Annotated in this window: 19 protein-coding genes; 9 read left to right on the top strand and 10 right to left on the bottom strand. The window is 70.0% G+C overall.

Translation table 11 applies throughout. The features are described from left to right. Positions 1 to 100: 100 nt before the first annotated feature. Genes QUC20_RS10835 through QUC20_RS10820 form a run of 4 tightly spaced genes read right to left on the bottom strand, consistent with a single transcriptional unit; the run spans position 101 to position 4747 of the window. A complete protein-coding gene (locus QUC20_RS10835; protein ID WP_289329869.1) occupies positions 101 to 1420 on the bottom strand; it encodes an ABC transporter permease in 1320 nt (439 codons plus the stop codon). After that, the gene (locus tag QUC20_RS10830; RefSeq protein ID WP_120264906.1) at positions 1420 to 2172 is read right to left on the bottom strand and encodes an ABC transporter ATP-binding protein; all 753 of its coding nucleotides are present in this window, start codon (positions 2170 to 2172) and stop codon (positions 1420 to 1422) included. Before QUC20_RS10830 ends, QUC20_RS10835 begins: the two co-directional genes overlap by 1 nt. After that, positions 2169 to 3782, bottom strand: a complete 1614-nt coding sequence (locus tag QUC20_RS10825; protein WP_289329868.1) for an efflux RND transporter periplasmic adaptor subunit — start codon at positions 3780 to 3782, stop codon at positions 2169 to 2171. Before QUC20_RS10825 ends, QUC20_RS10830 begins: the two co-directional genes overlap by 4 nt. Further along, positions 3779 to 4747 (bottom strand): hypothetical protein, encoded by a 969-nt coding sequence (locus QUC20_RS10820; RefSeq protein WP_289329867.1) that lies wholly within the window; start codon positions 4745 to 4747, stop codon positions 3779 to 3781. Before QUC20_RS10820 ends, QUC20_RS10825 begins: the two co-directional genes overlap by 4 nt. Positions 4748 to 4860: 113 nt before the next feature. Between QUC20_RS10820 and QUC20_RS10815 the strand changes: the two genes are divergently transcribed. The 4 genes from QUC20_RS10815 to QUC20_RS10800 all read left to right on the top strand — a co-directional run bounded on the left by QUC20_RS10815 (position 4861) and on the right by QUC20_RS10800 (position 8380). Next, positions 4861 to 6213, top strand: coding sequence for a D-alanyl-D-alanine carboxypeptidase family protein (locus tag QUC20_RS10815; protein ID WP_289329866.1), 1353 nt, complete (start codon positions 4861 to 4863; stop codon positions 6211 to 6213). 234 nt (positions 6214 to 6447) lie between these two features. Next, positions 6448 to 6999 (top strand): CGNR zinc finger domain-containing protein, encoded by a 552-nt coding sequence (locus QUC20_RS10810; RefSeq protein WP_289329865.1) that lies wholly within the window; start codon positions 6448 to 6450, stop codon positions 6997 to 6999. A 45-nt stretch (positions 7000 to 7044) separates the two neighbouring features. Further along, the gene (locus QUC20_RS10805) at positions 7045 to 7914 is read left to right on the top strand and encodes a WcbI family polysaccharide biosynthesis putative acetyltransferase (protein ID WP_289329864.1); all 870 of its coding nucleotides are present in this window, start codon (positions 7045 to 7047) and stop codon (positions 7912 to 7914) included. A gap of 172 nt (positions 7915 to 8086) precedes the next feature. Continuing rightward, entirely contained in the window at positions 8087 to 8380 is a 294-nt protein-coding gene (locus QUC20_RS10800) for a hypothetical protein (protein ID WP_120264912.1), read from the top strand. A 124-nt stretch (positions 8381 to 8504) separates the two neighbouring features. Here the strand turns inward: QUC20_RS10800 and QUC20_RS10795 are convergent, their stop codons facing one another. After that, positions 8505 to 9179, bottom strand: coding sequence for a TetR family transcriptional regulator (locus QUC20_RS10795; RefSeq protein ID WP_120264913.1), 675 nt, complete (start codon positions 9177 to 9179; stop codon positions 8505 to 8507). 122 nt (positions 9180 to 9301) lie between these two features. Between QUC20_RS10795 and QUC20_RS10790 the strand changes: the two genes are divergently transcribed. Beyond that, positions 9302 to 10705: a DHA2 family efflux MFS transporter permease subunit gene (locus QUC20_RS10790; protein WP_289329863.1), complete on the top strand. Its 1404-nt coding sequence runs from the start codon at positions 9302 to 9304 to the stop codon at positions 10703 to 10705. A 78-nt stretch (positions 10706 to 10783) separates the two neighbouring features. Here QUC20_RS10790 and QUC20_RS10785 read toward each other — a convergent pair whose 3' ends face one another. After that, positions 10784 to 11803 carry an NADP-dependent oxidoreductase gene (locus QUC20_RS10785; protein ID WP_289329862.1) on the bottom strand — a complete coding sequence of 340 codons (1020 nt, stop codon included), beginning with the start codon at positions 11801 to 11803 and terminating at the stop codon, positions 10784 to 10786. Positions 11804 to 11885: 82 nt separating this feature from the next. After that, on the bottom strand, positions 11886 to 12275 hold the full coding sequence (locus tag QUC20_RS10780; protein WP_289331514.1) for a DUF1304 domain-containing protein: 390 nt from the start codon (positions 12273 to 12275) through the stop codon (positions 11886 to 11888). 93 nt (positions 12276 to 12368) lie between these two features. Between QUC20_RS10780 and QUC20_RS10775 the strand changes: the two genes are divergently transcribed. The 4 genes from QUC20_RS10775 (at position 12369) to QUC20_RS10760 (ending at position 16506) form a co-directional block, all read left to right on the top strand. Continuing rightward, positions 12369 to 12953: a TetR/AcrR family transcriptional regulator gene (locus QUC20_RS10775; RefSeq protein ID WP_289329861.1), complete on the top strand. Its 585-nt coding sequence runs from the start codon at positions 12369 to 12371 to the stop codon at positions 12951 to 12953. A gap of 114 nt (positions 12954 to 13067) precedes the next feature. Beyond that, positions 13068 to 13967, top strand: coding sequence for an SDR family oxidoreductase (locus QUC20_RS10770; protein ID WP_289329860.1), 900 nt, complete (start codon positions 13068 to 13070; stop codon positions 13965 to 13967). Further along, positions 13964 to 14962 carry a gluconate 2-dehydrogenase subunit 3 family protein gene (locus QUC20_RS10765; RefSeq protein ID WP_289329859.1) on the top strand — a complete coding sequence of 333 codons (999 nt, stop codon included), beginning with the start codon at positions 13964 to 13966 and terminating at the stop codon, positions 14960 to 14962. The genes QUC20_RS10770 and QUC20_RS10765 overlap by 4 nt, the downstream gene beginning before the upstream one ends. After that, positions 14959 to 16506, top strand: a complete 1548-nt coding sequence (locus tag QUC20_RS10760) for a GMC oxidoreductase (protein ID WP_289329858.1) — start codon at positions 14959 to 14961, stop codon at positions 16504 to 16506. The genes QUC20_RS10765 and QUC20_RS10760 overlap by 4 nt, the downstream gene beginning before the upstream one ends. A gap of 24 nt (positions 16507 to 16530) precedes the next feature. On the opposite strand, the gene QUC20_RS10755 is transcribed toward QUC20_RS10760, so the two are convergent. Genes QUC20_RS10755 through QUC20_RS10745 form a run of 3 tightly spaced genes read right to left on the bottom strand, consistent with a single transcriptional unit; the run spans position 16531 to position 19689 of the window. Next, on the bottom strand, positions 16531 to 18048 hold the full coding sequence (locus QUC20_RS10755; RefSeq protein ID WP_120264921.1) for a tripartite tricarboxylate transporter permease: 1518 nt from the start codon (positions 18046 to 18048) through the stop codon (positions 16531 to 16533). A gap of 1 nt (position 18049) precedes the next feature. After that, the gene (locus tag QUC20_RS10750; RefSeq protein WP_120264922.1) at positions 18050 to 18670 is read right to left on the bottom strand and encodes a tripartite tricarboxylate transporter TctB family protein; all 621 of its coding nucleotides are present in this window, start codon (positions 18668 to 18670) and stop codon (positions 18050 to 18052) included. Further along, positions 18667 to 19689 (bottom strand): tripartite tricarboxylate transporter substrate binding protein, encoded by a 1023-nt coding sequence (locus tag QUC20_RS10745; RefSeq protein ID WP_434543671.1) that lies wholly within the window; start codon positions 19687 to 19689, stop codon positions 18667 to 18669. Before QUC20_RS10745 ends, QUC20_RS10750 begins: the two co-directional genes overlap by 4 nt. Positions 19690 to 19697 lie beyond the last annotated feature (8 nt).

The following is a 19697-nucleotide window of genomic DNA, read 5'->3' as shown; positions in this document are numbered from 1 at the left end:
CGTCCTCGTCCTCGGCCGTCCCACCGCGAGCAACGGTAGACCTCGACGACTCGAGGCGAGGAGGACTGGCGCTCGGGCGCCGTCCGCGCTATGGGCGGGATCAGGCGTTGCCGCGCAGCGCCACGACCGGTTCGATGCGCGATGCGCGCCGGGCCGGGATGCCGCCGGCTGCGAGCCCGATGATCGCTCCGAGCACGGTTCCGCCGAGAGCCACCCAGGGATCGAGGACGGGCGACCACTGCTGCACGATCGATACGCCGATCACGGCGAACACGCCGAGGGCCGACCCGATCAGGCCGCCCAGCAGTCCGATGACGATCGACTCGACGACGAACTGTCCGGCGATCTGCCTTCCGGTCGACCCGAGCGCGCGTCGCAGCCCGATCTCGCCGGTGCGTTCGAGCACCGACAGGGTCGTGACGTTCGCGATCCCGAGGCCTCCCGCCAGCAGCACGATGACGCCGAGGATGAGGAAGACGACGTTGACGTCTCCCTGCACGTCGCGGGCGAGATCGGAACGGCCCTGCGGCGCGCTCACCTCGAGCGTGTCGACCGCGTCGGGCGCGAGGGCCAGAGGTGCCTGCTGACGCAGCTGCGGTCCGGTGCCGACCACGATGCGCGCGATGGCGTCACCGGGGGAGGCGAGCTGGAAGTCCTGTCGCGCGGCACCGGTGGGGATCACGACGGCGTCGACGACCTCGGCGCGGCGGTCGAGCTCGTCGAAGATCCCGACGACGGCGTAAGCCACGCCGCCGATGAACACCGAGGGCTGCGTGTCGACGCGATTGATCGCGAGGCGTTCGGCGGCGCGGGAGCCGAGCATCGCGACGCGATCGCCGCGGGCATCGTGTCCAGCGTCGAACGACCGACCCGTGACGATGCGCCCGCCGAGGGTGTCGAGGAACTCGCCCGAGGCCGCGAAGAGCGCCGGGGGAGCGGCAGCCGCGATCGAGGGATCGTTGATCGGCACGGCGGTGATCGTGTTCTCGCGCAGCGTGACCGGTGCCAGCACGGCGGCCGACTCGACGCCGGCGAGGTTCTCGAGGCGCGCCGGCGCATCCCACGGCAGCGAGGCGGTCGCGACCCGCTGGCCGCCGCGTGCCTGCGCCTCGCTCGGACCGATGCTCAGATGGGTCGCGGCAGCGGCATCGAACTGCCGAGCGATCTGCCCGGCGGCGGTCTGTGCGAAGCCGATGGTCGCCACGAGCGCGCCGATGCCGAGCACGGTGCCCATGACGGTCATCACCAGACGGCCCGGGCGCGAGCCGATGTCGGTCGTCGCCTCGAGGACGAGGTCGCCGAACCCGAAGCGATCGGCGCGTGCCACCTGGCGGGCTTCGGCAACCGCGGTCGTCGTCGCCGAAGCGTCGGTCGAGCGGTCGGACCGCCGGCTGCGGAGCTTCTTCCAGAGCGCGGCCATCAGCTCAGCTCGCTCATCCGGCCGTCCGCGATGCGGATGCGCCGAGCCGCACGATCAGCCACGCCCTGATCGTGCGTGATGACGACGAAGGTCAGCCCGCCCGCGTTGAGCTCTTCGAACAACGCCATGATGTCGGCGGTGGTGGCCTGGTCGAGGTTGCCGGTCGGCTCGTCGGCGAGGATGACGCGGGGTTGTGTGACGACGGCACGCGCCACCGCCACCCGCTGTCGCTCACCGCCCGAGAGCAGCCCGGGACGGAAGTCGACGCGGTGACCGAGGCCGACCCGGTCGAGGGCGGCTCGTGCGCGCTCCGCGCGCTCGCCGCGTGGCGTGCCGCTGTAGAGCATCGGCAGCATGACGTTCTCGAGCACGGTTCGCCGCGGCATCAGGTGGAACGCCTGGAAGACGAAGCCGAGACGTCGTGCACGCACCGCTGCCCGCTCGTCTTCGGTATAGCCGCCGGTCAGCTCGCCCGCGAGGCGGTACTCGCCCACGGTCGGCCGATCGAGGAGTCCGAGGATGTTGAGCATCGTCGACTTGCCCGATCCACTCGGCCCGACGATCGAGACGTACTCACCGTCGGAGACCGTCAGGTTGATGCCCTTGAGTGCTTGCACCTCCGGTGGGCCGGGGAACGAACGGGTGACATCGCGCAGCTCGATTACCGGTGGATTTTCATCCGATCGGATGACGTCGACGAACTCGTCCGGGGCGGCGGGGCGATCGGAGGTGACGATGGCGGCGTCGGTCATCGCCCGACCACGACGAGATCGTCTTCCGCGAGCTCACCGTCGGTAGCTCGCACCTCGACGGCGCCGCCGGCGGAGAGACCGGTCTCGACGACGACGAGGCGGGTGCGGGCGTCGGGGTCGCGCGGGTCGCCCTCGACGACCTCGACTCTCGTCTCGCCGCCTGGGCCTGCCGTCAGCGCCGCCGCGGGAACGCTGAGCACATCGCCCGCCGTCGCGCCGACGGCGATCGTGACGCGCACGTTCGTGCCCTGCAGCTGCGAGATCTGCTCGGGGGTCAGCGCGGCCGGCTCGAGGCTGACCTTCCACCGGCTCTCCCCGCCCGTTCCGGGGTCGACCGCGGTGACGGTCGCAGCGTGCTCGGTCCCGTCGGGCAGCGCGAAGCTGGCGGTCGAGCCGGCCGTCAGGAGCTTGGCGTCGGCTTCCGCAGCTGATCCGGTCAGAGCCACGGTCGCGCCCGACACGGTCATCGCCGCACCGGAGAGGATGCTGCCGCGTTCAGCCGACACCGCGTCCACACGGCGCGGCAGCTCGGTGAGATAGAGCACCTCTCCCGCCGGAAGTGCGGGCAGGGCTTGCTGACGGGCGCGCACGAGGTCGTCCTGCGCCTGCGAGAGCTGGCTGGCCGCGGCGTCGACCGCCGCGCGCTCGCTGCTCGTGTCGGGCGCGGCGTTCAGCTGCTCGCGCGCGAGCTCGGCGGTGGCCACCTGGTTCTGGGCCGCGACGATCTCGTCCCACGAGGCACCGTTGTCGCGGGCGCCCTGCAGCAGCGCGCGCGCATTCGCGACCTCGAGGTCGGCACGTGCGATGGCATTGCCGTCTCGCCCGGCCGCGTTCAGGGCTCCGCGCGCGGCGGCGAGGGCCTGCTCGGCGGACCGGACGTTGTCCTGGGCCGACCGGACGCTGCTCGTGCCGTCCTCCTCGGACTCGGGGCCGGTGTAGCCGACTGCCGCGTACAGCGCGGTGACCGCATTCGCGGCCTGCTCGTCGAAAACGTCGTTACCGGGGTCGCCCGCATCGATGCCGACGGCACGCATCGCCTCTTTGAACTGCACGACGTCGGGGCCGGCGACCCCGAATCGCAGGGTGCGGTAGGCGGGCAGTTCGCCCGGCAGCGTGATCACGGGACGCCCGGCCACCTCGAGCGCGACGGAGAGCTGCGTCAGCTCGGCTCCGAGTGCCGGAACTTGTCCGGTGACCACTGCCGGACCCGAGATCGCGGACGTGTCGATCTTCACCTCGACGGGGTCGGCGAACCCGACCTCGCCGCGGATCGTGACGTCATTGCTGAGCGGACCGAACTCCACCGGCACCGTCACGAGACCGGGAGCGGGGGCGTCGTCGGCCGCGGCCGAGGCGGGCGCCATGACGAACCGCCCGACGAGGAGCCCGCCGACGAGCGCGACCACGGCGACCGCCGCGGAGACCCACAGCACGCGGTTGCGGGCGGCCACCGACCGCCAGACGGCGAACCGGCCGCCGCTCGACAGTGTCGTGGAGGCCGCGGCATCCGGGCCGTCGACGGCGGTTTCGGCCGGGCTCAGGGGATCTGCGACGAGGTCGTCGAACGAGTCATCGGGCTCTGGTGCGTCGTTCACGGGGCGGTCGCTCACGGACGAGCCTGCTCAGCCGCCGCCTTCATCGCCTCGAGCTCCGTCTTGTGATCGGCGATGAACTGCTCTTCGGCCTCGTACTGCGCCTTCTGGTACTTGGCGCGGTAGTCGGTCTCCTTGCGGCAGTCGAGGTCGGCGAGGGCCAGCTCGACCTCTCGCTCGTGGATCTCGTCCATCGTCGCCTCGTCCGGGCCGGTCTCCGTCATGTTCTCGTATATGGCGTTGAGCTCGTCGTAGATGGAGTTCTGGGCATCGGTCTGCGTCGCGAATCCGGGGTACCCCGCGGTGTCCATGCACGCGGCCCACTCACGGTCGATGTCGGCGATGGCGGGGAGCGACGCGGTGCTCTCGTAGAACTTCGTGATGGCGTCCATGACGTCGGCGAACTCGTCGGACTGCAGCGGGTCGTCGCCGCTGATCTCGTGGCTGGCCCAGCCGTGACAGCCCGAGGTCTCCCAGTTGTACTCGTAGGAGCCGTCCTCGGACATCTCCTCCTCGCTCGGGGTCGGGCCGTACAACGCTTCGTAGTACGCAGCCTGCTCCGACTCGGAGAGGGCCGTGACGTAGTCCGAGTTGGGATCGGTGGTCTGCTGCTCGGGCGCAGGCTCCGCGTCGGCGTCGGGATACTTCACGGCGCCGTAGCCCCACTGGGAGACGAACTCGCGGTCTTCGGGCTTCCATTCCGTGCCCGAACTGAACGAGGCGTTGGTGGGCGCGGGGATGTACTCGAAACCCTCGTCCTGCATGCACTGCGCGACGAGCTCCTCGCGCTGCTTGTTCTCCTTCTCGAACCGGGCCTGCTGCTCCTCCTCGCTCATATCGCCGCCGTAGAAGGCGGAGAAATACTCGTTCAGCGGCGAGTCCTCGGTGTCGTTCGCGGACCCGTCCGCGGCCGTACAACCGGCCAGCACGAAGACGAGACCGACCGCGGCCGGCGCGGCCCATCGGAGTGTTTTGCGGTGCACGTGCAACCCCCTTGTTTCAAGATCGCCTCAAGACTAGGGGTTCGCTGAGAGACCCGAATCATCCGCGAGTATGACGTTTGCGTGACGATGGACGTGACGACGAAGGGAATGAGATGGCGCGACGCGACCCGAGTGACGACGACGTCGCCGACCTCGACGACCTCTTCGCGGCGTCCACGCCCGACCGGTCCGTGAGCACGTCGGAGGCCGCGGCATCCCGTCGCCGACGCCGACGCAGCGGGTGGATCGCCGCCGGTGTCACCGCGGGGATCGTGCTCGGTGCGCCCGGCGGGTATGCCGCGTGGGCGCTGACCGCCCCGCTGAAGCCGGCCACGGGCGAGGTGTCGATCCCGCGAGCCCCGGTTCCGGCGGCAGCGGTCGACATCGCCTTCACGGCCGACGGGGCCGCGGCACTGTCCGTCGCCGGCGCGGAACCGTACCTGGGGCCCGAGGCGGCCGGCGTGTGGATGACTCACGGCGGCGACGACCCTCGCCCCATCGCCAGCATCACCAAGCTCGTCACCGCGCTCGTGGTCCTGGACGCTTATCCGATCGCGGACGGCGACCGGGGGCCGACGCTCACCTTCGACCGCGACGATCACGCGCTCTACGACGCCTACTTCGTGCGCGACGCGACGATCGCCCCGATGCCGATCGGCAGTTCGCTGTCGCTGCGCGACGCGCTGGCGACGATGCTCATCCCCTCGGCGAGCAACTACGCCGAAGCCATCGCCGTCTGGGCATTCGGGTCGGTGTCGGGCTTCCGTGCTGCGGCCGACCGATGGCTGGTGGCCAACGGGCTGGAGAGGACGAACATCGTCGAGCCCTCGGGCCTCGATCCACGCAACACCAGCACTCCGAGCGACCTCATCGCGCTCGGGCGCATCGCGGCGGCGGACCCGACGGTGGCGGCTATCGCCGCGACGCCGTCTCTGAACCTGCCGGGGCCGGGACGCCTGGCCAACACCAACGGACTGCTCGGCCAGAGCGGGATAACGGGGCTCAAGACCGGAACGCTCGATGACAGCGGCGCGAACCTCCTCTACACGGCATCCGTCGACGTCGGCCTTCCCGAGCCGTTGAGCGTCGTGGGGGTGGCCCTCGGCGGGTCATCGAAGGGCGGCGTGGCGGACAGCGTTCTGGGTGTCCTGCGGCGCCTGGCCGATGGCTTCCATGACACCTCGGTCGCACAGCACGGGCAGGAGATCGGCGTGTACACGACGGCGTGGGGCAGCTCGGTACGAGTCGTGCTGGAAAAGGGGGCGTCGCTGCGGACGTGGTCCGACACGCCCATCACGGTCGACGGTGACGTGCGCGTGCCCCGGGATTGGATAGACGGAGAGGTGCTGGGACAGATCACGTGGACGGCCGGCCCCGAGTCGGTCACCGTGCCCGTCGTGCTCGACGGCGACATCGAACCGCCCACGGAGTGGTGGCGTCTCACTCATCCGGGTGAAATCGGCTGACGGATTTCTGCGCTCTGCGCGACCGGCGCGTGCGATCCCGCCGTCTGCAGGTCGACCCGTCGCGTCCCGCATCCGTCGCACCGCACGTAGCGCACGATCCCGTCCGACGTCCGGTGCGCCGACTCGGTCGTCCAGCCGTGCTCGTGGATGCGAGCAGGGAGCTGTGCGGTGGGCGATTCGGATGGCGATGCGGATGGCGACGGGGTCATGACTCGATCGTGATGTAATGCCGTTATGCAACTCAACCCTTACGGGGAGTATGCGGTTCTCCTCGCCGCCTCGCTCGCGAACGATTGGCCGCGCGATCGCGACGGCATCGTCGCGCGCACCTACGAGTTCGGGATGACCGCGATCTACGCTCCGGCGGCTCCATCCGACCTCGCGTCGACCCGGGCGGTCATCGACTCCTGGCTCGAGGTCGTCGACGCCGAGACGCCGGCGCTCCGTGCCACGCTGCTGAACCGGCTCATGGCGGAGGCGACCGCGTACCCTCGCTTGACCGACCACGACGGCGCGTGGCACCTGCACTACCGCGACGACGATCAACGTCTGCCACAGGTGCTGGGAGCGGTCGTCGCCGTCGGTACGGCGCTCCACGTGACGACGCGGGGGATGGGGCGTCTGTCGCGCTGCGCGGCCGGACGCGCCCCCGGCGATCCGTGCCGCAACGTCGTGGTCGACGTCACCCGCAACGGCCGGCAGCGCTACTGCTCGGTGAGGTGCGCCAACCGCGACGGCGTGCGACGGCATCGGGCGAGGTCTGCCGTAGCGCATTCCCGGGCCTGACGGCAAACGGCGTCGTCTCGCGGCGCGAACGGACACAGTGGTGGGATGCCTCACACCCCTGTCCCGTTCCGAGGTGCAGACCTCCCCGAGGGCTTCGGGCTCGTCGTCGGCAATTGCCAGGCGGAGTCGATGCGGATCGTCCTCGACGCCGCCGACCGTCCAACGCTCCGGGTGCCTCCCGTCCATGAGATGGATGCCGCAGACGTCGAGCGGCTGCACGAGCTGCTTCCGCGGGCATCGTTCCTCGTCGCGCAGCCCGTGCGCGACGACTACCACGGCCTGCGTCTCGGCACCCGCCAGCTGGCCGCATCGCTCTCCTCATCCGCGCGCCTCGTCACCTTCCCGGTCGTGCGCTACGCGGGGCTGCATCCGTTCCAGGCGGCGTTGCACGTCGACGGGATCGACGAGGTGCCGCCGATCGTGGCCTACCACGACATCCGCACGCTCGCCGCGGCCGCGGGGCTCCCGACGGTGTCGGGACTCGATCGCCGCACGGTGCGGCGGATCGAGAGCGACTCGCTGGCCGAGCTGCGTCGGCGCGAGGCGTCGATCGATGTGGCCGCATCGGATCTGTTGCGGCCGTCATCGGCCGAACTGATGCGCACCGTCAACCACCCCGGCAACGGCGTGTGGCTGCCCCTCGCCGAGCGCGTGCTCGCGGCCCTCGGTTTACCGGGCGAGCCGACGGATCCGGGGCGGCCGCTGCTGAACGCGGTCCGGGCGCCCCTCGAGGACTGGGTGGTCGATGCCTGGGGGCTCCCCGAATCACCGCGGCGCTCGTGGATCGTGGACGGCGTCGAGGTCGAACCCTCGCTCGTCGCGGAGGCGCACGCCGAGTGGTATCGGGCACACCCGGGCTTCGTCGCCGCGGCGACCGTCCGACTCCGCGACATGATCGACCACTGGCGAGAATGACCTCGTCCGGCCCTCGCCCGTCGGGGGCATGCTAGCGTTGGGACGTCCCTTCGGGGCTCGTGTGTCGTTCGTCTGGCTCACTGTCGAGCAGATCGTCTGACGCGATCACTGGTTCATCCAGCCCTCATCTTTCCCTGCGCACCGTGCTGTGCGCGCTTCTTCTCAGGACATCGTGCTTTCTACACTCTCTACTTCCGCGCCTTCGCTCGTCTGGCGACAGGCTGATGCCGACTTCTTCGTCGCGACCCTCGACGGCCAGTACGCCGGCTTCGTGACCACCGGTCCGGTGCCGACGACATTCGACGCCGAGAGCGGCCACGGCGCCGACCTCGGCACCCACGAGTCGCTTGAGGCGGCGGCTGCGGCCGTCGCCGGTGCCGCGCGACCGGCGACCCCGCGCCGCGGTGCGCGCTCGCAACGGAGACGCGCCCGCGGCGCGGTCCCGCCTCAGCGCGTGCGCAGCTGAGGCCCGAGCCCGCTACGGTGAGGCCCCGCGAGGTCCCCGCGAGGTCCCAGTTGGGCCGGGTTCCCCGACGGCATAGCCGGCCGAAGTGGGACCTCGGCCAGAGGCCGGGGCAGCCGGGCGCCGGTCAGTCGTGGTGGGGCGGGTCGGTCTCGAGGTCGCGGGCCACCGTCGCGACGCCTCGCCGCATCTCGAGGTAGATCTGGCGCACACTCGCGCGCTCGCTGAGCTCGGCACGGCGAACCCACTCGTCGATCGTGAGCCGGAGGACGAGCGCCATGGTCGACACGGCGGCGCGAGCGGCGAGCACATCGGCATCCGCGCCCGCCGCGTCGACGGCTGCGTCGGTGAGCTGCTCGACTTCTTCCGCCTCGTTGCGCAGCGCCACCGCCAGAAGCGAGGGTTCCGCTCCGACGAGGCGGCGGATGCGCAGGGCGCGGACGTGCTCATCGGGATGGGCGTCGAAACGATCGAGGAGTTTCAGCCAGCTGCGTTCGATGCCCTCGACGACCGAGGCTCCCGCTCGCACGGCGTCGATGGCGTCGCCGACGACGCGCGCCGAATCGTCGGCGCTGGCGAAGACGGCGGCCTCCTTCGTGGCGAAGTAACGGAAGAACGTGCGCTGTGATGTCCCGGCGCGGCGGGCGATGTCGTCCACCGTCGTGCCGTGGACGCCGTGCTGCTCGAAAAGATCGAGTGCGGCATCCGACAGCTCGCGCTGGGTCTCCTGCCGTCGTCGCTCGCGCAGGCCCGCAGGATGGTCCTCGATGACCGGGGTGTCCTGATCGCTGTCGCGGTGCATGGCCCCAGTGTCGCACAACGCCAATGTGGCAGAGACTGCCATATGATCAGTGAGTGACACTTGAGCAGCAGCATCCCGAAACCTCCGCTATTCCGACCTCGGCCGCATCTCGAGCGACGTCCGTGCGCACCGGACCCGTCATCGCACTGCTCGTCGCGTCGGCGTTCGTGGTCATCCTCAACGAGACGATCATGGGCGTGGCCCTGCCGCGGCTCATGGTCGACCTCCAGATCTCCGCGGCGACCGCGCAGTGGCTCACCACCGGGTTCCTCCTGACGATGGCCGTCGTCATCCCGCTGACGGGTTACGTGCTGGCGCGATTCCCGATCCGAGGTGTCTTCTTCACCGCGATGTCGTTGTTCGCGGCGGGAACGCTGATCGCCGCTCTCGCGCCGGGCTTCGGCATGCTGCTCGCCGGGCGCGTCGTGCAGGCCTCGGGTACGGCCATCATGATGCCGCTGCTGATGACGACCGTACTGAACGTGGTCGAGCCGGCGCGCCGCGGACGGATGATGGGCGTAATCAGCATCGTGATCGCCGTCGCTCCGGCGATCGGCCCCACCGTCTCGGGTCTGATCCTGTCGGTTCTCGACTGGCGCTGGATGTTCTGGCTCGTCCTCCCGATCGCCCTGCTCGCGATCGCTCTCGGTGCGATCTGGGTGCAGAACGTCACCGAGACGCGCGAGGCGCGTTTCGACGTCGGGTCCGTCGTGCTCTCGGCCCTCGGTTTCGGCGGCCTGATCTTCGGGCTGAGCTCGATCGGCGAGTCGGCGGCCGGGCACGCACCTGTGCCGGTGTGGATCCCGCTCGTCGTCGGCGCTCTCTCGCTCGCCGCCTTCGTCATGCGTCAGCTGAAGCTGCAGCGCAGCGACGCGGCCCTGCTCGACCTGCGGACCTTCCAGTCCCGGTCGTTCAGCCTTGCGGTCGTGCTGGTCGTGGTCGTGATGTCGGCGCTGTTCGGCTCGCTCATCCTGCTGCCGCTCTACCTGCAACAGGTGCTCGGTCTCGACACCCTGACCGTGGGTCTGATGCTGCTGCCGGGCGGTGTGCTCATGGGACTCATCGCGCCGGTCGTCGGAGCCCTGTTCGACCGTTTCGGCCCGACCCCGCTCGTGATCCCGGGCATGATCGTCGCGGCCTCGGCGCTCTGGGGGATGACGACGTTCGGGGTCGGAACCCCGATCGCCTGGATCATCGCCGTGCACATGGGTCTCAACCTGGGCCTCGGATGCGTGTTCACACCCCTGCTGACCTCGGCGCTGGGATCGCTGCCGGTGCGGCTGTACTCGCACGGCAGTGCGACGGTAAGCACGCTGCAGCAGGTCGCCGGTGCCGCCGGGACGGCGCTGTTCGTCACCCTCATGTCGGTCGGCGCCGCATCCGCGGCCGCCGACGGGATGGATGCCGTCGCCGCGACCGCGACCGGAGTCCACACGGCGTTCGTCACCGGCGCGTGCATCGCCTCCGCCGCTGTGGTGCTGACCTTCTTCGTCCGCCGCCCGGCGCCGGTCCCACGGCAGCACTGACGGCGTCGAGCCGACGCGAAAGGCGGTGACGCGCGAAGCGTCACCGCCTTTTCGGTCGGGTCGGGGGAGCGGGAGGGGTCAGGCCTGCGAGGTGCGCACCAGCATCTTGCCGGTGTTCGCACCGCGCATCATCGCCAGGAAGGCCTCGACGGTGTTCTCGATGCCGTCGACGATGGTCTCGTCGTAGGCGATCTTCCCCTCGGCGAACCAGCCGGTCATCTTCTCGGTGAACTCCGGCGCCAGGTGCAGGTAGGCGGCGAGCGTGAAGCCGGTCGCGGTGAGTCCCCGGGTGATCATGTTGGCCATGTTGTCGGGTCCGGGGGTCTTCTCGGTGGTGTTGTAGCCCGTGATGGCGCCGCAGAGCGCCAGGCGCCCGCCGGTGTTCATGACGTCGAGCGCTGCCTCGAGGTGGTCGCCGCCGACGTTGTCGAAGAACACGTCGACGCCGTCCGGCGCGTGGGCGGCGAGCTGCTCGCGGACCGGGGCGTCCTTGTAGTTGAACGCCGCGTCGTAGCCGTACTTCTCGGTGAGCAGCGCGACCTTCTCGGCTGAGCCCGCCGAGCCGATGACGCGACCCGCGCCCAGCAGCTTGGCGATCTGGCCGACCGCGGTGCCGACCGCACCGGCCGCGCCGGAGACGAACACGGTGTCACCCGGCTTCATGTGAGCGATCGCGGTGAGTCCGATGTAGGCGGTCAGACCCGTCATGCCGAGGATGTGCAGCCGCACCGAGAGGGGGAGGCCGGCGATCTCGGGGACGGCGCGGAACGTCGAGGCGTCAGCCTGCACGACATCCGACCATCCGTGCTGGTGCAGGACGACCGTGCCCACGGGGAGGTCGTCAGAGGCGCTCTCGACCACGCGGCCGATCGCGCCGCCGGCGATCACGTCGCCGAGGGCGTAGGGCGGCACGTAGCTTCGGACGTCGTTCATGCGTCCGCGCATGTAGGGATCGACCGAGACGAACTCGTTGGCCACCCGCACCTCGCCGGGGGCGGGGTCGCTCAGCTCGACGCGTTCGATCGAGAAGTCCTCGGGTGTCGGCCATCCCTGCGGGCGGCGTGCGAGACGGATCTGCGTGCTGGTTCCGTGGGTCATTTCTCTCCTTCGTGAGGGGTCGGTGACGGATGCCGCGGGACTCGGTCGGAGTCGCGGACGAGGGGTGGCGCGGTGCGCCGGGTCAGAGTGCGAGGCCGAGCGCGAGCGCCACGACGCCGAGGGCGGGGATCACGCCCTGCTTGAGCGCGGCGGACGCCTTCGAGGTATCGGAGAGGATCAGCACGAGGCTGGCCGCGACCATGGAGCCGGCGCCGGTGAACACGAGCGCCGCGCCGACCGGGAGTGCCCCGGCGATGACGAAGGCGATGCCGACGAACACCGTGATCGCGAGGAACAGGTTGTAGAAGCCCTGGTTGAAGGCGAGCGCCTTCTGGGTCTCGGCCTGGGCGACGGTCCCGGTTCCGAACGTCTCGCGCGCCCGCTTGCTCGTCCAGGCGATGGACTCGAGGTAGAAGATGAAGACGTGGATGAGCGCTGCGAGGCCCGCGAGCGCGAGACCGACGGTGATCATGAGCTGTTCCCTTCCGGCGGTGGACACCGCAGTTGTGTATCGCTTGGTTCAATATATACTGAACTGACCGATACACAAAAGGGGGTGCGGCGCATGGGTCGAACGCAGAGCTACGATCGCGACGATGTCGTCCGCGCGGCGCGGAGCGTCTTCTGGCAGCAGGGATACGAAGGTGCGCCGCTGCCCGAGCTCGAGCGTGTGACGGGCCTGAACCGATCGAGCATCTATCATGCGTTCGGCTCGAAGCGCGGCCTGTTCGACGCCGCCGTCGACAGCTACCTCGACGAGATCATCCGACCGCGGCTGTCGCCCCTGACGGCAGACGAGGTGGGCCCGGGCGCACTGGAGGCGTATCTCGAGGGGTTGCGCGACGCGCTCCGGCAGCCGAGTTCGCTTCCTGCGTCGAGCGGATGTCTGCTCGTGAATACGGCGGCCGCGCCCATCGCCCGTGACGAAGCCGTCGCGCACGTGATCGCGGGGTACCGCGCCGAACTGCGCACAGCCTTCGGCCGGGGGGTCGCCGCGCGTCGACCCGATCTCGAGGGCGCTCAGCACGCCATCCTCGCCGACGCATGCACGGGACTCGTCGTCTCGGCGTTCGCCCTCGCGCGCGTCGACGCCGTCGGTGCTGCGGATGCCGTCGGCACAGCCATCGCCCTGGTCACCGGGGCGCCGTAGTCCTGACGCGGCCGACGGGGGCCCAGCGCGCCCCGTGGTCATCCGCTTTACGCCCCTCGCTTGACTTTTGGCAAGCGTTCGCGCCGAGATGAGGCCGAGACCTACCGTGAGGCCGTGGAGCAGAGCGATCAATACACCTTCGACAACCCGGTGACCCGATACGACCGGGTCGAGCCGCCGGTCCAGCACCAGCCCGAGCCCGGCATCCAAGCCGACATGCAGCCCGTGCCCGACCTCGGCGAGCAGACCTACCGCGGCTCCGGGCGCCTGTTCGGACGCAAGGCTCTCATCACCGGAGGCGACTCGGGCATCGGCGGTGCGACCGCGATCGCGTTCGCGCGAGAAGGCGCCGACGTCGTGATCGTCCACCTGCCCGCTGAGCAGCGTGATGCCGAGCGCATCCTCGGCCTCATCGCCGATGCGGGAGTGCGCGGACACGCGATCGCCGCCGACATCTCCACCGCCGACGCGTGCGGTTCGCTCGTGGCCGAGGCCGTCGAGTTCCTCGGGGGCATCGACATCGTCGTGAACAACGCGGGGAAGCAGGTCGCCGTCGAGCGGCTGGAGGATCTGTCGGACGAGCAGTTCGCCGCCACCTTCCACACCAACGTCTTCGCCAACTTCTGGATCACGAAAGCCGCGCTGCCCCACCTACCGGCGGGTGCATCGATCATCAACACCGCCTCGCTCGAGGCATACAAGCCGGCGCCCGACCGTGTCGACTACGCCGCGACGAAGGCCGCGATCAACAACTTCTCGAAGGGGCTCGCTCAGCAGCTGGCGCCCCGCGGCATCCGGGTCAACGTCGTCGCCCCCGGCCCGACGTGGTCGGCGCTCCAGGTGAGCGACGGAGTCTCGGACGAGCAGATGCGCGCGTTCGACGACGAGAGCACCTACCAGCGCGCGGGTCAGCCCGCCGAGATCGCGCCCGCGTTCGTCTTCCTCGCCTCGGCCGAGTCGAGCTACGTCTCGGGTGAGACGCTCAACGTCAATGGCGGCATGGTCACCCCGTGACCGGATCGGATTTCGCGGTCGTCTCCCTGCGCGGCGACGTACCGCAGCTCGACGATGCGTCCGATGACGCCGTCGGCCCGTTCCGGCAGCTCGTCCTCGACCCGGCGCAGGGTTCCGAGGCGCTGATCGAGGCCATCGCCGACGCAGAGATCGCCACGCCGTGGATCCTCGTCGGTGGGTTCGACCATCATGAGGTCGCGGCACACCTCGTCGCCCGGGTCCTCGAGGGTGCGATCGGCGTGTTCGGCCTCTCCGGAGTCGTGCTCGAGGGCACGCAGATTCCCGACGGCATCCGCGAGCACGAGGTTCCCGCCGCGGTCACGACGGACGACGTCGCAGCATCGGTGCGAAGCCTCGCAGCAGACATCGCCGCGTGGGGGCCACGCGTCCCCGAGTCGTGGGCACGGGTGATCGCCTCGTCACGGACGGATGTCGCGGTGCGCGCCACCCTCGCTCGCCGTGCGCTCGCCGACGACCCGGCGTACCGTCCGCGTGCGCTGACTCCCGAGCAGCTCGCCCTCCTGCGCGACGTCGCGCGGCGCATCGTGCCGCAGGGCGAGGGAGCGACGATCGACCTCGCTGCCCGCCTCGACCGCATGATCGAGGCGGGGGAGAGCGACGGCTGGCGCCCGACCGGCATGTCGACCGACGTCGAGGCCTACCGGGCCGGTCTCGACGCGCTGGCCGCGATCTGGATGCGCGGCGCGGCTGCTCAGGATGCCGTCATCCGACGGGTCATCGACGGCGACGCGCCCTCGGGAGCGGTCCTCACGGCCGACCAGCTGAGCCTCTGGTTCGAAGACGCTCGCAACGACCTCGCGCGCCTCTGGCTGTCGCATCCTGCCTCCCTCGCGCGCGTCGGCTACTCGGGATTCGCGACCGGGGGCACCGGACCGGAGCCCGCCGGCTACCTCGTCCTCGCCGCCGGCGAACGCGAGGAATGGGAACCCGAAGAGCTCGGACGCCTCGGCGCCGCGAAAGGACGCACCGCATGAACCTCTCCGGAATGCGCCGGTACGACCTCGACGAGATCGTCGACGTCGTCGTCGTGGGCACGGGGGCCGGTGGCGGTCCGCTGCTCAGCAGGCTCGCCGAGCGCGGTCTGCGCGTCGTCGCCCTCGAGGCCGGACCGAACCTCGAGATGGACGAGTTCACCCCCGACGAGCGCGAGGCGACACGCATCAACTGGATGTCCGAGCGGTTCAGCGGCGGCGACACCCCCACTGCCTTCGGTCCGAACAACAGCGGCTGGGGAATCGGCGGCGGCACGCTGCACTGGGGGGCGTTCACGCCGCGACCCGACCGTCGCGACCTCTCGTTGCGCAGCGAGACAGGCCTCGGTCGCGACTGGCCGATCGACTACGACGAGCTCATCCGCTACATCGTCGAGGTCGAGAGAGTCATCGGCGTCAGCGGTCCCACCCCCTACCCGTGGGATCCGCAGCGCGAGTATCTCGACGAGCCGACGCGCCGCAACGCCCCGGCAGACCTCGTGCTGCAAGGGTGCGAACGTCTGGGCATCACGGCGACCGATGCCCCGGCCGCGATCATCACGCGTGACCGGGAACAACCCCATTACGGACGGCGCAAGGCGAGCATCGACGTCGGCGGCATCCACCAGGGAGACCGCTTCGGCTACAAGGCGACGACGGCGATCACCTACCTCCCCGTCGCCGTCGCGCACGGGGCCGAGATCCGGGCCGACTCGATGGTGCACCGCATCGAGCAGGATGCCGCGGGCCGGGTGACCGGGGTCGTCTATCTGCACGAGGGAGCCGAGTACCGGCAGCGCTGCGCGGCCCTCGTCCTCGCCGGCGGCGGCATCGAGACCCCGCGGCTGCTGCTGAACACGGGGCTCGCCAATTCGAGCGGGCAGGTGGGACGCAACTTCCTCGCACACGGCGCGGTGCAGGTGTGGGGTCGGTTCGACGAGAGTATCCGCGGATACCGCGGCTACCCGTCCGCGGCCATCACCGAGGATTTCGTGCGTCCCGCGGGCGTCGACTTCGCCGGCGGATACCTCATTCAGAGCCTCGGGGTCATGCCCCTCACGTACGCCACCTCGCTCGTCCGCGGCGGTGCGCTGTGGGGTCAGGACCTCATGGATGCGCTCGACGTCTGGCAGTTCTCGGCGGGCATCGGGATCAACGGCGAGTGCCTCCCCTCCGACGGCAACCGGCTGGTCTTGTCGGCGGAGACCGACGAATGGGGCATCCCGCGCGCGGAGATCAGCTTCTCGCCGGGACCGAACGAGAAGGCGATCGACGAGCACTCCGTCGGAGTCATGACACGCATCCTCGAGGCGGCGGGCGCGCGCGAGACACGTGTGCTCGCGCGGACGGCCCACACGATCGGCACGTGCCGCATGAGCTCCGATCCCGACGACGGGGTGGTCGATCCGGACGGGCGATCGCACGACATCCCGAACATGTGGATCTGCGACAACTCGACGTTCCCGAGCGCGCTGTCGGCGAACCCGGGCCTGACCCAGATGGCGCTGTCGCTGCGCACCGCGGATCGGCTGCTCGCCTCTGCCTGATCGGTCCTTCCTTCCCTACCGTGTTCAGGCGTTCGTGAGCTGCTTCTCGCGCTTGCGGGCGACGATGCGGCCCCGCACCGAGAAGATCAGGACGAGCGCGAGGAGCGCGTAGAGCACGATCGTGATCGGGCTCTGGACGAGCACGGAGAAGTCGCCGTTCGAGCTCATCGCGGCATCGCGCAGGCTCGTCTCGGCGAGCGGCCCGAGGACCATGCCGATGATGAGCGGTGCGAGCGGGAAGTCGAGGGCGCGCATGAGGAACCCGAGCAGCCCGATGCCGAGCAGCATCAGCAGATCGAACGTCGACCCCGAGGTCGCGTAGATGCCCAGGCCGCAGAACACGGTGATGCCGGCGTAGAGGTAGGGGCGAGGGATCAGCAGGAGCTTGGCCCACAGCATCGCGAAGGGCAGGTTCAGGATCAGCAGCACCACCATGGCGATGAAGAAGCTCGCCAGCAGCGACCAGACGAGGTCGGGCGCCCGATCGAACAGCAGCGGGCCGGGCTGCAGCCCGTACTGGCGGAATGCGGCGAGCATGATCGCCGCGGTGGCAGAGATCGGCAGCCCGAGTGCGAGCAGGGCGCCCATCGCCATGCCGGTGGTGGAGTTGCCCGCGGCCTCCGGGGCGGCGAGGCCGCGAATCGCGCCCTTGCCGAACTGCGGGTCCTTCCGCCGCGCGTCGAGCCGCTTCTCGACGCCGTAGGCCAGGAACGTCGGGATCTCCGATCCGCCGGCGGGAACGACGCCGAAGGGGAGGCCGATCGCGGTGCCGCGTGCCCAGGCCGGGGCCGCCTCCTTCAGCTCGCGACGGGAGAGCCACGGGCGACCCGTCGGCTTGATGAGCGCCTTGTTCGAGGTGTGCCGCTCGAGGCAGGCGACGTAGATCACCTCACCGAGGGCGAGGATCGCCACCGTCACCGTGACGAGGGAGACGCCGTCGAACAGGTTGGGGGAGTCCATCGTGAAGCGCGGCGCGCCCGAGACGCCGTCGATGCCGATGACGGCGATGCCGAGGCCGATGAACAGGGCGGTGAGGCCCTTGACGACGTTGTCGGTGACGACCGACGAGGTCGCCGCGAACGCGAAGACCGCGAGCGCGAAGAACTCGGCCGGGCCGAACCTGCTCGAGAAGTCCGCCAGCGCCGGCGCGACGAACACGACGACGATCGAGGCGACGAAGCCGCCGATGAACGCGCCGATGGCTGCGGTCGCGAGCGCCTGCGCCGCGCGTCCGTTCAGCGCCATCTTGTGGCCTTCGAACGTCGACGCGATCGCCGAGGCCTGGCCGGGCGTGTTCATGAGGATGCCCATGGTCGAGTCGCCGAACAGTCCGCCGAAGTACACACCCGCGAACATGATGAACGCGGCCGTCGGGTCGAGCGAGAACGTGATCGGCAGCAGGAGGGCGACGGCCATCGAGGAGCCGAGACCGGGGAGCACGCCGACGGCCGTGCCGAGCAGGCAGCCCACGAGCACCCAGAGCAGGTTGGCGGGGGTCAGGGCACCGGCGAAGCCCTCGCCGAGAAGCTGGAGCACATCCATGTCAGAACCCTCCGAGGATGCCGGAGGGAAGCGGCATCCCGAGCACCATGTCGAAACCGATGTAGGCGATCGAGCTCACGGTGAGCCCGACGATGAGACCGCCGAGGTGCTTCGTCGAGCCGAACGCGCGGGCGACGCACCAGAACAGCAGCCCCGCTGCGATGATCCAGCCCAGGATGTCGAGGAGGAACGCGAAGCCGAGGAAGGAGAGGACGACCCACAGCAGCGAGCGCACGTCCACCCGTACCGGCCGCGCCGGAGCGGCATCATCCGACTCGGCATCCAGCTCGTCGCCTCCGATGGCGTCCGCAGTGACCGCAGCGATGTCGGGTCGTGCCGCACTCGTCTCGCGCATCTCTCTGAGGGCCGAGACGACGAGGGCCACCGCGAAGATGTAGAGCCCTCCCGCGATGATCGCGGGGAAGAACTGGGGGCCGGGGAACACGGCGTTCGCGGGCACCTTCATGGTGAAGATCCCCACCACCAGGTACGTGGCGAAGGCGGTGATGATCGCCGGCATCGTCAGGCCTTTGAGCAGCGCCGCGATCCCGGGGCCCGAGACGAGCCTCAGACGGTCGCCGACGACGGCCGAGGTCGCGGTCGGATTCGGGGGGAACGTCATAGCCCCATCTCCTCGTACAGGTTCTTGATGCGTTCTTCCTCGTCGTCGAGGAACGCCGTGAGCTCGTCGCCGGTGATGATGCGCTCGGTCCAGCGGTAGCGCTCGATCGCGTCCTGCCACTCCGGGGTCGCGACCGAATCGAGCACGAGCTCGGTCAGCGCGGTCACATCGGCGTCGTCGAGCCCCGAGGGCGCCGCGAGCATGCGCCAGTTCGACAGCGAGATGTCGTACCCCTGCTCCGCGGCCGTCGGGATGTCGATACCGTCGATCGGCTCCTGCGAGACGAGCGCGAGTGCGCGCAACCGGCCCGCCTCGATCTGGTCGATGTTGTCGGGGTATCCGCCGGCGGCAGCTTTGGCGGTGCCGTTGAGGAGCGCCTGGATGGCCTCGCCGCCGCCGTCGGACGAGATGTACGTCGTTTCGACGGGGTCGATTCCCGCCGCGAGCGCCAGGTCGGTGACCACGAGCTGGTCGAACGATCCGCCGCCCGTCCAGGGGATCGACTTCGGGTTCTCACGCCACGCGTTCACCAGGTCGTCGAGGGTCTCGTAGGGCGAGTCGGCCGGCACGACGATGACGTCGTACTCCTCCACGACCACCGCGAGCGGGGTCACGTCGCTCAGCTTCGCGGCGGAGTCGAACTGGATGGTCGCCGCGAGAAGCCCGGTCCCACCGACGAGCATGTTGCTCGGCTGACCGTCGAGCACCGAGACGTTGCCGAGCGCGATCGTCCCGCCGGCGCCCGGCATGTTCACCACCTGCACGTTGTTGACGAGGCCGTTGGCCTTCTGCGCCTGCTGCAGCTCGCGGGCCACGCCGTCCCATCCGCCGCCGGCGGCCGCGGGGGCGATGATCGTCATCGAGGCGCTGATCTCCTGACCGGTGGCGGCCGAGGTGACCGAGCCGACGGCGGCCGTCGCGATCGCCGCCGCGGCGACGGCGCCCCCGATGATGCGGGCGGCGAGCGTGCGGCCGCGGTGCGCCGGGTGCGCGCCGGCATCTGTCGCGCTATGCGTCATCATCACTC

Origin of the sequence: Microbacterium arborescens (genome assembly GCF_030369635.1) — a bacterium.
Taxonomy (GTDB): Bacteria; Actinomycetota; Actinomycetes; order Actinomycetales; family Microbacteriaceae; genus Microbacterium.
Note: the sequence above shows the minus strand (reverse complement) of the source record. Positions and strands in the feature narration are given on the sequence as shown.